Here is a 12,836-nt window from a genome sequence, read left to right on the forward strand (position 1 = left end):
CTTCAATGTCATCCGGCAGAGGACACCTCCGCTTGGGGCCAACGGGCCCCTGCGGGGGCCGTCCGGCCCCTCCCTGCCGGTTCGCCCCGGCGGGTGCATCGAGGACACCTCGCACTGTCCGTCGCAACCCCACTGGTGAGTGCTGTGGAAGGCGTCGTGGGGAGGCCGTTAGGGCGTGTTTCGAAAGTAGCGTCGTCCGCCCGTAGGGCGGGCCTGGCGGCGTCTGGTGCGTGCGATCGCAAGGCGGAGGGTCGCCCCGATACCGGTCGTATCGGGGCGAGCCCGACAACGCAGCGAGCGTGCGTGCGTGCGTGCCAGGCGTCGCCAGGCAGGCGGGACTTTCGAACACGCCCTAGTCCTGACGGCCCTTCCCGTGACGGCGGGCGGGGCGTCGGCCCGACGGCAGATCAAGCCATCGCAGGGTGCCGGGGGCGATCATGTGGGTGTGGCCGCCCAGGACCAGCCGGACGGCTGGGCGGTGCGAGTCCGATACCGTGATCCGGAGCCGCTGTGCCCGTATGCCCAGGTCCACCTCGTGCCCGCGGAATCCGATGCGTACGCCGAATTTCGAGAGCTGGGGAAGCGGGGCCGGGGAAAGCCACAATGCGTCGTCACGCATCTCCAGCCCGGTCATTCCGCGCTGCACGAAATCGAGGGTGCCGGCCATCGCCCCCAGATGAATGCCTTCCGCCGTGGTACCGCCCTGGATGTCGAGCACGTCACCGGTCAGCGCCTCCTCGCAGTGCGCCCACGCCTCCTCACGGTGCGCCCGTGCCAGCACCCAGGCATGAACCAGGGAGCTGAGGGTGGAACCGTGACTCGTACGCGCGAGGTAGTAGTCGACGGTGGCGCGCCAGATGTCTTCGTCCAGCACATGTCCGAGACGCTGGAACAGGCAGCCGAGCTCTCCGGGTGAGAACAGGTAGCCGAGCATCAGCACATCGGCCTGTTTGGATGCCTGGTAGCGGTTGACCGTATCGCCCTCCTGCTCAAGGATGCGGTCGAGCCGCCGGATGTCGCCGTAGCGCTTCCGGTAAGCGGCCCAGTCGAGTTCCTCCAGTTCTCCGTAACCGGCGAACTGGCTGATGACACCACGGTGATACGGCACATGCAGCCGACGGGAGACGTCCTCCCAACGCTCCAGCTCCGCGGGGTCGAGGCATATGCGCTCCAGAAGAAGCTTGCGCCGCGGCTCGGGCAGGTCGCGGTAAAGCTCAGTGGCCCGTGCCAGCACCCAGGCCGCCGTCACGTTCGTGTACGTGTTGTCATCTATGCCTGCGGTCCCGGCTCCCGGATAGGCGTCGTGATACTCGTCGGGGCCGACCACACCGCGGATGCGGTACCGGGCCAGCGGCGCGTCCCATGCGGCGCTGTCCGCCCAGAACCGGGCGATCTGCAGCAGCATTTCCGCGCCCTTGGAATGCAGGTAGTCCGTGTCCGCGGTGGCCTGGCAGTACTGCCACACGTTGTAGGCGACGGCCGAACCGACATGGTGCTGCAGACGTGAATGGTCGGGCAGCCAGCGCCCCGAACGCGGGTTGAGATGGAGTTCCTGGGTCTCCTCCCGGCCGTCGTCGGCACTCTGCCAGGGGTACATGGCCCCGGCCCGCCCCATCTGTTGTGCCGCGCGGCAGGCCGCGGGCAGCCTCCGGTGGCGGTAGTCCAGAAGTCCCCGGGAAACCTCCGGGAAATGCAGACTCAGGAACCTCAGCACGAAGAGCTCGTCCCAGAAGACATGGCCCCGGTATGCCTCCCCGTGCAGTCCTCTCGCCGGTACGCCCACATCGAGCTCTGCCGTGTGCGGGGACAGCGTCTGCAGCACGTGGAAGAGGTGCAGTCGTAGAATCCTGCCCGCTTCGCCCGGAACCTCGATTCGGCTCCGCTGCCACAGGCCGGCCCACGCCCGATGGTGCGAGGCCAGCAGCTCGGAATACTGCGGGGCCGTCCGCACACCGGCCACAGCAGCCCGCAGCGGGTTGCCGATCGCCGGATCACGCGACGTGTGCAGCGCCACCGTCTTGTCCACGACGGCGTCGCATTCCGGATCCAGCGGCAGCACCAGTGTCTGGAAGATCTTCCGAGGAGTCTGCCGGGGACGGGGACGCCGGCCGGACTCATCCGGCTCGGGCCCATGACCTCCGGACGTGGCCACGATGCGGGAGGCCAGCGCGACGGCGATCTCCGACTCCACGGTGCGACATCTGAGCCACACCACGTCGTCCTGTTCCGTCCCGGTCGACCAGCCGGTCAGATGGCAGGCCGACAGATCCCGGTACCGCGCGACACCGGCGTTCCGGATGTCGCCGTCGATCGCCGCCTCCACCTCGATCGCCCCCACCCACCCGGTCGCGGTGAAAGCCGTGTGGAGGGCGGCGAGATGCGGGTTGCCCATGTGCACCAGACGGCACTGCTCGACATACAGGCGTCGGCCTGCCTGGTCCTGGTAGACGGACCGGCGGGTCAGCGTGCCGCGGCGCAGATCGAGCGTCTGCCGGCATTCGGCAAGATGTTCGTGGTCCGGTGACAGCCACGGCCCGGGGGCTGTGCCGGCGGGGCGGATGCGGTAGCGCAGCGGCAGCCAGTTCGGCACGTTGACCAAGTCGGCGTTCTCCACCTGCCGGCCCTGGACCGATGAGGTCAGCCGGTCGTAGCAACCCGCGATGTAGGTGCCGGGGTAGTGAGACCTGCTTGCGATGGACTCGGATGCGGCTCCACGGGTGGCGAAGTAACCGTTGCCGAGCGTGCACAGCGCCTCGCGGAGCCGCTCCTCCTCCGGCTCGTACCCCTCGTACGACCACTCCCAGGCCCCCGCCATCAGTCGTCGCCGATCAGCAGTTCGCCGGGATCGGACACCACGATGTCGGCGCCACGGCGTCGCAGGTCCGCGGCTTTGCCGGGATCGCCTGTCCGGTCCACGCCGACCACAAGGCCGAATCCGCCGTGGCGGCCCGCCTCGACACCGGCCAGGGAGTCCTCCACCACAGCGGTGTCCGAAACGGGAACCCCGAGGCGCCGCGCCGCCTCGACGAAGAGCGCGGGATCCGGTTTTCCCGCGAGCCCGAGCCGCCGTGCCTCATTTCCGTCGACCACGGCACCGAACTGCCCGACGAGGCCGGCCCGCGACAGGAGTTCCGTCGCGTGGCGGGAGGCGGACACGGCAGCACAGGGGATCCGCTCACTGCGCAGCGCGTGAAGGAGACGCACCGTGCCGGGCCAGACAGCGACCGGGTGGGCGCGCAGCGTTTCCGTGAACAGCTCGTCCTTGCGTGCGGCGACCGCCCCTACCGTCGCGGTGCCGGGTGGGTCGTCCGGGCTGCCTTCGGGAAGGTTCAGGCCTCGCGACGCGAGGAAGGCCGCCGCGCCGTCCTGCCGTGAACGGCCGTCGACGTGGCGGAGATAGTCGTCGACCGGATCGAAGGGCCGCTGTCCCGCGCGCTCCGACAGACAGGCGTCGAATGCCTTCTTCCAGGCCGCGGCGTGGCTCCGGGCGGAGTCGGTGATCACTCCGTCGGTGTCGAAGACCACGGCCCGCACGGAGTGCAGGCACGGGGCAAGAGACGGTACGGCTGCCATGAGCGGGGAGGACCCTTCGCCGGGGGTACCTTTCATGGCATCACGGCTCCGGGACACCGGCGCGTCGTGGACCTCAGTAGGGCAGCGGCCGCCCGGACGGGGTTCGCAGGTCGAGGGGCCGAGGCCCCGAGGGAGGCGGTGGGCGACGGACGATTCTGATGCGGCTCACTGCCACCACCTCCTGGCGCTCACCGAGTATGTGCCCAGGTGCGTGCTCCACAATCCTGCGGCGTGAGATCCGAGCCCATGGGCCGATCGGTCCCGGACCGCCCCCCGTACGGCCCAAGCGGGCGGGTCGCTGAGCGGACCACCGTGAAAGTCACGTGGAATGCCGGTCAACGGGCTGATGCCGTTCAGCGGGTTCGGGTACGGCAGACCCCGGGGGTGCCCGATGACCGAGCCTCCCCCGGAGCCCCGCCTATCGTTCACACCGGACGGTCGGGTACGCGGCCGGGCTGTCACGCGCGGAGCCGCGATCGCCCGCCAGGGACGGAGGACCCCCATGTCGACGCACAGTCTGCTCGACGCGCTCCCGCCCGAGAGCCGGCAGCGCCTTGTCGACACGGCGGCACACGAAGTGCCGCTGGTCCTCGACTCACGCCTCTTCGAGGAGGGCCGGCGGGCCGACCGTTTCTGGATCATCCGCTCCGGCCGGGTCGAAATCGACCTCCGGGTGCCCGGCCGCCGCCCGGCGGTCGTCGAGACCCTGGGCCAGGACGACCTGCTGGGCTGGTCCTGGCTCTGCTCCCCGCACGTGTGGCACATGGGCGCACACGTGGTCCACGCGGGTCAGGCCCTGGAGTTCGAGGCCGCGACGGTGCGCGCGCTGTGCGCGGCCGATGCCGTGCTGGGCCGGGCGGTGTACAAGTACGTGGCCGAGACAGTGGCGGAGCGGTTGAACGGAACGCGGGCGAGGTTGCTCCAGCTGTACGGTCCCCAGGCCGACATCGCCGAGGACTGAACGGCCCGGGTGGTGCAGGGGCCGATCGGCTCTGGTGCACCGTCGGTGTGCGGGCGACGATGAACACGGGGCCGGTGGCAGAGCCCTGCAGAAGCGAGGTGGGCGCCATGAGCGGCGAAGTCGCGTTCTCCGCACAGCATCCTATCCGCGTGTTCCTGCTGGACGACCACGAGGTGGTCAGGCGCGGGGTGCAGGATCTGCTCGACGCGGAACCCGACATCGAGGTCGTCGGCGATGCCGGCACGGCGGATCACGCGCTGGCCCGTGGCCCTGCGCTGCGCCCGGATGTCGCGATTCTCGATGTGCGGCTGCCGGACGGCGACGGGATCAGCGTCTGTCGTGAGCTGCGTTCACGGATGCCGGAACTGGCCTGCCTGATGCTCACCTCGTTCGACGACGACGAAGCACTGCTCGACGCCATCATGGCGGGCGCGGCAGGCTACGTACTCAAGGAGATCAAGGGATCCGACCTCGTCACAGCCGTCCGCACGCTGGCTTCCGGGCGCTCCACCCTCGATCCGGCGACCACCGCGCGGCTGATGGACAGCCTGCGCGGAGGTAGTTCCGACACCAAGGCCGAGGACGAGGACGCGCTCTCCGCACTGTCTCCACGGGAGAAGGACGTTCTTGCCCTGATCGGTGAAGGGCTGACCAACAGTCAGATCGGCAAACGCCTCTATCTGTCGGAGAAAACGGTCAAGAACCACATTTCCCGCCTCCTGGCGAAGCTCGGCGTGGAGCGCCGTATTCAGGCAGCCGTGATCGCCGCGCACAGACCGACGCCCTCCTCGCCGCCCTCGGCGAGCGGTCGCGAGTACTGACGCCGACGCCGCGGCCCGCCGCGCGGTCCGCGGATCACGTCAGTCGCAGCGGCACGCGCCACCTCACCCGGGTGCCGCCCTCCGCCGATGGCTCGACCGTCATGTCACCGCCGAGGTTCTTGGCGCGCTGCGCGAGGTTGTCCAGCCCACTGTGTGCCCCGTCGTGTTCCGGCATGCCCACTCCGTTGTCGGACACGACCAACGTCAGTGCTCCCTCACCGACCACCATCGAGACGTCCACCGAGGTCGCCCGGGCATGGCGTGCGACATTGCTGAGCGCTTCGCCGAGCACAGCGATCACCTGGTCCGCGGTCTCAGCCGGCACATCTGTGTCGATGAGCCCTGCCATGCGGAGAGACGGCTGGAAGCCCAGGGCAGGCGCGGCCTGCTCCACCGCGGTCAGCGTGCGGACCCGGAGCCCTTGTTCGGCACGGCCCGATTCGCGTGCGCGGAGGCCGAAGATGGTGGACCGGATGATCTTGATGGTCTCGTCGAGATCGTCCACGGCGCGCAGCAGCCGTTCACCGGCCTGGGGATGGTCCACGAACCGCACCACGCTCTGCAGGGTCATACCGGTGGCGAACAGCCGCTGAATGGCGAGGTCGTGCAGGTCCCGGGCGATCCGGTCCCGGTCCTCCAGCAGGGCGATCTGCTCGGCGGACTCACGCCGTTCCGTGAGTTCCATCGCCAGCGCCGCCTGCCCGGCGAACGTCAGCAGGGGCGCGGTCTCCCACTCGGTGAATGCGGGACGCTCCCGTACTCGGGCCAGCAGCAGCACCCCCAGGACCCGTCCCCCCGTCTTCATCGGCACCGCGACGGCCGGACCGAGCCCAGCCCATCGCGGGGGCCCAGCGGTGATCCTCGGATCACACTCGACATCGAGGCTGATGATCGGCTCGCCCGTGTGGAGAGCTGTGCCGACGAACGAACCTTCGCGTGGCAGGACCAGTCCGCGGTGCGTGTCGGCGTCCACGCCGGAGGCTATCGCCACCCGCAGGGCGCCCTCGCCCTCGGGGAGCGCCAGAACCCCCAGGTCGGCGGAGAGGATGCGCGAGGCATGGTCGACGATCATCTGCAGGACGTACGCCTCGTCCACGCCGCTCAGCAGACCCTCGACGATCTCGCTGTTGGCCTCCTGCCAACGCTGCCGGTCACGCGTCTCCGAGTACAGGCGTGCGTTCTCGATGGCGACCCCGGCTGCCACAGAGAGGGTGGAGAGCACCGTCTCGTCCTCGGCGTCGAAGGCGCGGCCGCCCCGTTTCTCGGTCAGGTACAGGTTGCCGAACACCTCGTCGCGGACCCGGATGGGCACCCCCAGAAACGAGTGCATGGGGGGATGGTTCGGCGGAAACCCGTGGGACGACCGGTGGTCGGCGAGTTCCTTGAGCCTCAGTGGCACGGGGTGGCGGATCAGCTCGCCGAGGATGCCATGCCCCTCGGGCAGCGAGCCGATGGCTTCCCTCTGTTCGTCCGTGATGCCCACGGGCAGGAACTGCGCAAGGCGGGTTCCCTCGCCGAGCACCCCGAGGGCTCCGTACTCGGCGTCGACCACGACGACTGCGGCTTCGACGATCTGGCGCAGCACCTGCGGCAGATCGAGCCCCCTTCCCACCGACATGACGGCGTCCAGCAGCAGCGCCGCCTCGGCGGGGCCGCGCTTCGAAAGATCGAGGCGGTCCTGGAGGTCGCCGGGGAGTGTGCCCAGCCGACGGCGTTCCTCGCCGTTGCGGTCAGTGCCCTTGTCGCCCACGGTGCCTCCACCGTGGCCCGCGCGTCACGGGCGGGCCATATGTCCACGGTAGCGGCCGAACACCACAAGGCACCCGGTGGAGCGCACCCGGCGGAACACGTCCCGGTACGGAAACCCGCTGGCCGAAGCGGACCGAACGGCCCCGCCGAGAAGCCCGTCCGAGGGACGAATGACCCAGATCCCCGAGGGACGCCCACGCCATCCTCCATGTCTCACCCCATCGCCATGTCTCACCCCGTCCCGGTGGCTCCACGACTGCGGCCGTGTCGCGGCCGGTCCGCGGGTTCCGCCCGCGCGCCCGGGCACCGGGCGGTCGCAGCCCGCTCGCACTCCCGCCCGCCGCACACCGTTTGCGGCGCGAGCGGCGTGCCGGCGACGACACGCAGCTCTCTCACTTCTGCACCACGCGACGCCCGGTGATACGAGTGGGGGTGACCACCATCCAGTGGGTGCGGGGGCCGCCGGCCCAGGGAAGGGAGGGGGCCACACGGTCCAGTCGCTGGATGGCCTGGGCACCGGTGACGCCTGATGCATCGCCCACCACCAGCACACTCCAGCCCTGGCTCATCGCGTCGTCGATGTGATCGGCCTCGAAGGCCACCTCGGTTCCCGCGGAAGCGGCCAGAAGTCCATCGCCGGCGGTCCGGAACGCGATCTCGTTGCCCGTCAGCACGTAGTTGACCGGGAAGACGGCCGGCCCGTCCGCCGTGACGAGCGCGATCCTGCCGACACCGTGGCCGGCAAGCAGTCGAAGGCACTCAGTGTCACTGAGCGCGACGAGTTCGGCGCCCGGCAGTGCCGCTGCCCTGCCGGGGGGACGTTCCACCGTCATACCGGTCAGCTCGGCCACGGTCGTCTCCAGCGCATCGGCGAGGCGCACGAGGACGCTGACGGCCGGTACAGCATCCCGGTCCTCCAGATAGGCAATGTACGAAGGAGCGGCGCCGCAGCGTTCGGCCACCTCCTCGCGGGTGAGACCGAGTTCCTGACGGCGCGCTGCCACGCGCCGTCCGAGGTCGCTGCGGCCGGTCGGAGACTCGCTGGAAGCGGATGAAGACGTGCCCTCACTCATGGTCCTCACGTCCTTCGGGTCACGGCAGGTCGGGGACGGAGACGGCGTTGTGCTGCGGGCCGCCCAGTGCCACCTTGAGGGCACCGGTTTCGGCGGCGCGGGAGAAGATGTCGTACGCCTCCTCCATCTGGCCCAGCTCAAAACGGTGGGTGATCAGCGAATCCGAGGGAAGGCGCCCCGCGGCCATCATTCCCAGCAGCATGGGCGTCGAGTGGGTGTCCACCAGCCCGGTGGTGATCGTGACGTCCTTGATCCAGAGGTCTTCGAGGTGCAGGACCGCAGGCTTGCCGTGGACCCCGATGTTCGCGACCCGGCCGCCCGGGCGCACCATCCGGGTGCACATCTCGAATGTCTCCGGTATGCCGACGGCCTCCATGACGACATCGGCACCGAGTCCATCGGTGAGGTCCTCGACGAGGCGCTCGGGTTCCTCGCTCGCGCTGACGGTCGCGTCCGCACCGAGTGCGCGCGCGGTAGCCAGCCGGGACTCCGCGAGGTCCACCGCGATGATGCGGCCGGGGCTGTACAGACGCGCGGTGATGATGGCCGCCAGACCGATCGGCCCAGCACCGACCACGGCGACCGTGTCGCCGGGCCGCACGTTGCCGTTCACCACCCCGACCTCGTACGACGTCGGGAAGATGTCGGCCAACAGGACCGCGTCGTCACTGTCAACGGCACCCGGCAGCGGATGGACGGACAGGTCGGCGAACGGCACCCGCACATATTCGGCCTGGGTGCCATCGATCGTGTGGCCCAACACCCAGCCGCCGCCCCCGCGGCACTGACCGTACTGTCCGCCGCGGCAGAACCGGCACCGTCCACAGGCGGAGATGCACGAGATCAGCACGCGGTCACCGGGCCGCACCGTCCGGACATCGCCGCCGGTCTCGACCACGGTGCCCACCGCTTCGTGCCCGAGCACACGGCCCGGAACCACCTCGGGCACATCGCCCTTGACGATGTGCAGATCGGTGCCACAGATAGTCACCGTGTCGACGCGAACGATCGCGTCCGCGGCGTCCTTGATGCCGGGATCCGGTACATCCCCCCACGCGGTCCGGCCGGGGCCCTGGAAGACGAGTGCCTTCATGACATCGCCCTTCTTCCTGTCAGGTCCAGTACGGGGCACTGCCAGGCTGACTCGGCAGGAGCTCGGGGCGCATGGGCCGGATGGCCCCCGGGCAAGGACCTGGCGGGCCACCCACTCCCGCCGACGCAGCAGCGGCCCCGGTCCGCGGTTCCCGAGGCGCATGCGGAAACCGGCCGGTTTGCCGGACCCACCCAGCGGCCGCAGGCTGGAGGTATGGGGCTCCCCCACTCACAGATGCTCAGCGGCTGGGCCGTCGGGACACCGGGGTCGATCGGTACCGGTCCCCTGATACGGATACACCGCGAGGTGAGCGCGCCCGCCCCGGACGAACTCCTGCTGCGGGTGGAAGCCTGTGGTGTCTGCCGCACGGACCTGCATCTCGCCGAGGGGGACCTCACTCCCCACCGTCCGTCGACGATTCCCGGACACGAGATCGTCGGCCGCGTGGCAGCAGTCGGCGAGGCGACCAGCGAGTTCCGGGTGGGCGACCGGGTCGGCGGTGCCTGGTTGCGCCGTACCTGCGGATCCTGCCGCTACTGCCGCTCCGGACGGGAGAACCTGTGCCCCCGGTCCACGTACACGGGGTGGGATGCGGACGGCGGCTTCGCCGACCTGGTACTTGTTCCCGAGGCGTTCGCCTACCGGCTCCCCGAGTCCCAGGACGCGGCCCTGCTCGCCCCTCTCCTGTGCGCGGGAATCATCGGCTACCGGTCGCTGCGCCGCAGTGCGTTGCCGAAGGGTGGCAGGCTCGGAATCTACGGTTTCGGCGCATCGGCCCATCTGGCCGCTCAGGTGGCGCTGGCCGACGGCGCGACCGTCCATGTAATGACGCGTTCCGCACAGGCGCGTGAACTCGCTCTGTCCCTGGGTGTTTCATCGGTCGGCGGCGCCTACGACAGCCCACCGGAGCCGTTGGACTCGGCGATCCTGTTCGCTCCGGTGGGTGATCTGGTACCGGTGGCCCTGGAGGGACTCGACCGGTCGGGCACCCTCGCGATCGCCGGCATCCATCTCTCCGACATTCCCGCGCTGAACTATCAGCGGCATCTCTTCCAGGAGCGGAATCTACGGAGCGTCACCTCCAACACCCGCGAGAACGGCCGCGAATTTCTCGAACTCGCCGAACGCATCGGTATCCAGGTCACCGTCAGCCGCTATCCCCTGAACCGGGCTGATCAGGCACTGGCCGACCTGGCCGCGGACCGTGTGAACGGCGCCGCGGTGCTCACGCCGGACTGACAGGAATCCGGCCCGGCGCCACTCAGCCACTCTCGAACCAGCGATGGGCCAACGGGGGCGATCCAGGGGCCCGACAGTCCGGGCAGCGACCTCCGCCCGGCTCCAATGGCTTCAGACGCCTCCGTAGCCGCCGGAAACGCCGAGCCGACATCCACGAAGCCTTCCTTGGACTCGCCTGCTGCCGGAACGCCGTGCCGTCACGCCCGCATCCGGCGGATCACCCCGTCAGTCCCGCGCGCGCACGGGCTGTTCGCACCGCGGCGGACAGCGCGTCGATGTCGTAGGCGCCGTGGTGCAGCAGGCCGTTGATGAAGAAGGTGGGGGTTCCTGTCACCCCGCTCAGATCGGCCGATTCGCCGTCCTCAGCGACCCGGCCGGCCCCCGCGTGGGTGCGCAGACTGTGCCGGAAGCGCTCGGCGTCCAAACCCAGTTCGTCCGCGTAGCGCATCAGGTCGGGCACCAGGAGCGCCCCTTGGTGCTTCAGGAGAAGTTCGTGCATCTGCCAGAAGGCCCCCTGATCCGCCGCGGCCTCGGCGGCCTCGGCGGCGAGTTGCGCGCCGGGATGGACGTCGGTGAGCGGCAGGTGCCGCCACACGTAGCGCAGATCGCCGAAGTCGGCGAGAAGGTCACGGACCACTGGTTCGGCCTGGCCGCAGTAGGGGCATTCGAAATCGGCGTACTCGACCAGTGTCACCGGAGCGGTCATCGGGCCCCGGACATGGTCACGATCGGGGTCGACCGGGACCGCGAGATCGATCACCCTCTCGGCCGTGCCGAGCAGTACCCGTGCACGCCGCTGCGGCGGCAGGAGCCTGATCGTCATCGCCACGGCGCAGGTCGCGAGGATGGAACAGGCCACCGCGCCCAGGATGCCCACCTTCGCCTCTTCGAGTCGGTCTCCTTCGAAGGCGAGCGTGGAGATCAGCAGGGCGACGGTGAACCCGACCCCGGCGATCGTGCCGCCCCCGGCGAGGGCGCCCCAACCGACCGGAGGCCTCAGCCGATGACGGCTCAGCCGGGCAAGCAGCCATGAGGCACCGGTGATGCCCACCGGCTTGCCGACCAGATAGCCGAGCAGGATACCCAAGGTGACCGGGGACGTTACCGCCCGCGACACCAGTCCCGCGTCGATGGTGATGCCTGCATTGGCGAGGGCGAACACCGGCACGATCACATAACTCGTCCACGGGTGGTACATCCGTTGCAGCCGCTCATTGAGCGACAGCGCCGACGCCAGTCCCCGGCGTGCCGAGCGCTCGAGCTCAGGTGTGGGCTGCTCGCGGAATGAGACGAACAGATCGCTCGCGCGTTCCAGGTCGCTGCGCGCCGCCGGGTAGGCATAGGTCAGCAGTCCCATGGCCAGACCCACGACCACCGGATCGACACCGGACTTGAGCAGGGCGACCCAGGTCGCGGCCCCCATCAGCAGGTACGTCAGCCCGTGACGCACGCCCGCCGCCCTGACCAGCAGGATCAGGCCGAACAGGGTCACGGCGGAAAGCAGGGCGGGCACGGTGACGTGCTCGCTGTAGACGAGGGCGATGACCACCAGAGCCAACAGGTCGTCGACGACGGTCACCGTGAGGATGAACGTGCGCAAGGCGTCGGGGAACCGTCGTCCCAGAATCGCCAGCATGCCCAGGGCGAACGCGGTGTCCGTGGACATGGCCGCCCCCCAACCGCGGGCCGAGGCACCGCCCGAGTTGAACGCGAGGTAGACCCCGACGGGGACGATCATGCCGGCGAGCCCTGCGGCCAGGGGCAGCATGACCCGCTGCCGCTCCCGGAGCTCGCCCATGTCGAACTCCCGGCGAGCCTCCAGCCCGATGACGAAGAAGAAGAACGTCATCAGACCGCTGTTCACCCACTCGCGCAGATCCAGCGATACCCCTGCGGATCCCACGGTCACCGACAGGCGCACCTCCCAGAAGGATGCGTAGGCCCCGGGAGCCGCGTTCGCCCACACCAGTGCCGCCACCGTGGCGGCCAACAGCACCGCCGCGCTGCCGGCCTCGGTCCTGAGGAACGCGCGCAGCGGGGTCCGGGTCTCCGGGGCATGTGTGCTCTGCTCCTGGAGGGGAGAAGGGAAGGAGGGATCATGGGTCACGGGAACATCACCGTGTGCCGTGGCCCTGTCGGCGGCGCAATGGCCCACCAGCGGCCGCATGGCGCTCAACCGCCACATGCTTCCGGGTTCCTCCCGGGACAGGCTGCGGGTGTGATCGAGCGCGGCGTCCAGCACCATGGTGAGGGGAGCGGGAGAGCGCGGTGACCGAGTCGGTGACGGCACTGGGCACACCGGCTGAGGCCGCTCCGCCTGCAGCCCG

The 12,836-nt window shown here is 69.7% G+C and carries 9 protein-coding genes; 3 read left to right on the plus strand and 6 right to left on the minus strand.

What is annotated here, in order from left to right; genetic code table 11:
- Positions 1-352 precede the first annotated feature (352 nt).
- Complete coding sequence (locus ACIBB8_RS30750) at positions 353-2,815, minus strand: glycoside hydrolase family 65 protein (RefSeq protein WP_398957656.1); 2,463 nt, start codon at positions 2,813-2,815, stop codon at positions 353-355.
- Positions 2,815-3,573, minus strand: coding sequence for an HAD family hydrolase (locus ACIBB8_RS30755; protein ID WP_398957658.1), 759 nt, complete (start codon positions 3,571-3,573; stop codon positions 2,815-2,817). The genes ACIBB8_RS30750 and ACIBB8_RS30755 overlap by 1 nt, the downstream gene beginning before the upstream one ends.
- Positions 3,574-4,075: 502 nt before the next feature.
- On the opposite strand from ACIBB8_RS30755, the gene ACIBB8_RS30760 reads away from it, so the two are divergent.
- Positions 4,076-4,534: a cyclic nucleotide-binding domain-containing protein gene (locus ACIBB8_RS30760; protein ID WP_358859486.1), complete on the plus strand. Its 459-nt coding sequence runs from the start codon at positions 4,076-4,078 to the stop codon at positions 4,532-4,534.
- A gap of 107 nt (positions 4,535-4,641) precedes the next feature.
- Positions 4,642-5,355, plus strand: coding sequence for a response regulator (locus ACIBB8_RS30765; RefSeq protein WP_398957662.1), 714 nt, complete (start codon positions 4,642-4,644; stop codon positions 5,353-5,355).
- 34 nt (positions 5,356-5,389) lie between these two features.
- Here the strand turns inward: ACIBB8_RS30765 and ACIBB8_RS30770 are convergent, their stop codons facing one another.
- The 3 genes from ACIBB8_RS30770 to ACIBB8_RS30780 all read right to left on the minus strand — a co-directional run bounded on the left by ACIBB8_RS30770 (position 5,390) and on the right by ACIBB8_RS30780 (position 9,270).
- Positions 5,390-7,105 (minus strand): GAF domain-containing protein, encoded by a 1,716-nt coding sequence (locus tag ACIBB8_RS30770; RefSeq protein WP_398957664.1) that lies wholly within the window; start codon positions 7,103-7,105, stop codon positions 5,390-5,392.
- Between the two features lie 391 nt (positions 7,106-7,496).
- Positions 7,497-8,177 (minus strand): helix-turn-helix domain-containing protein, encoded by a 681-nt coding sequence (locus ACIBB8_RS30775; RefSeq protein WP_398957666.1) that lies wholly within the window; start codon positions 8,175-8,177, stop codon positions 7,497-7,499.
- 19 nt (positions 8,178-8,196) lie between these two features.
- On the minus strand, positions 8,197-9,270 hold the full coding sequence (locus ACIBB8_RS30780; protein ID WP_398957667.1) for a zinc-dependent alcohol dehydrogenase family protein: 1,074 nt from the start codon (positions 9,268-9,270) through the stop codon (positions 8,197-8,199).
- Positions 9,271-9,483: 213 nt separating this feature from the next.
- On the opposite strand from ACIBB8_RS30780, the gene ACIBB8_RS30785 reads away from it, so the two are divergent.
- Positions 9,484-10,509: a zinc-binding alcohol dehydrogenase family protein gene (locus ACIBB8_RS30785; RefSeq protein WP_398957668.1), complete on the plus strand. Its 1,026-nt coding sequence runs from the start codon at positions 9,484-9,486 to the stop codon at positions 10,507-10,509.
- A gap of 217 nt (positions 10,510-10,726) precedes the next feature.
- Here the strand turns inward: ACIBB8_RS30785 and nhaA are convergent, their stop codons facing one another.
- Positions 10,727-12,616, minus strand: a complete 1,890-nt coding sequence (gene nhaA, locus ACIBB8_RS30790) for a Na+/H+ antiporter NhaA (RefSeq protein ID WP_398957669.1) — start codon at positions 12,614-12,616, stop codon at positions 10,727-10,729.
- Between the last annotated feature and the right edge of the window lie 220 nt (positions 12,617-12,836).

This window comes from Streptomyces sp. NPDC051286, from assembly GCF_044455345.1.
In the GTDB taxonomy this organism is placed as follows: Bacteria; Actinomycetota; Actinomycetes; order Streptomycetales; family Streptomycetaceae; genus Streptomyces.

What these genes read in the sequence shown, in the direction of transcription:
- ACIBB8_RS30755 (WP_398957658.1), bottom strand. Translation starts at nt 3,573, where the DNA reads ATGGCAGCCGTACCGTCTCTTGCCCCGTGCCTGCACTCCGTGCGGGCC.
- ACIBB8_RS30785 (WP_398957668.1), top strand. Translation starts at nt 9,484, where the DNA reads ATGGGGCTCCCCCACTCACAGATGCTCAGCGGCTGGGCCGTCGGGACA.
- ACIBB8_RS30750 (WP_398957656.1), bottom strand. Translation starts at nt 2,815, where the DNA reads ATGGCGGGGGCCTGGGAGTGGTCGTACGAGGGGTACGAGCCGGAGGAG.
- ACIBB8_RS30775 (WP_398957666.1), bottom strand. Translation starts at nt 8,177, where the DNA reads ATGAGTGAGGGCACGTCTTCATCCGCTTCCAGCGAGTCTCCGACCGGC.
- ACIBB8_RS30765 (WP_398957662.1), top strand. Translation starts at nt 4,642, where the DNA reads ATGAGCGGCGAAGTCGCGTTCTCCGCACAGCATCCTATCCGCGTGTTC.
- ACIBB8_RS30780 (WP_398957667.1), bottom strand. Translation starts at nt 9,270, where the DNA reads ATGAAGGCACTCGTCTTCCAGGGCCCCGGCCGGACCGCGTGGGGGGAT.
- ACIBB8_RS30760 (WP_358859486.1), top strand. Translation starts at nt 4,076, where the DNA reads ATGTCGACGCACAGTCTGCTCGACGCGCTCCCGCCCGAGAGCCGGCAG.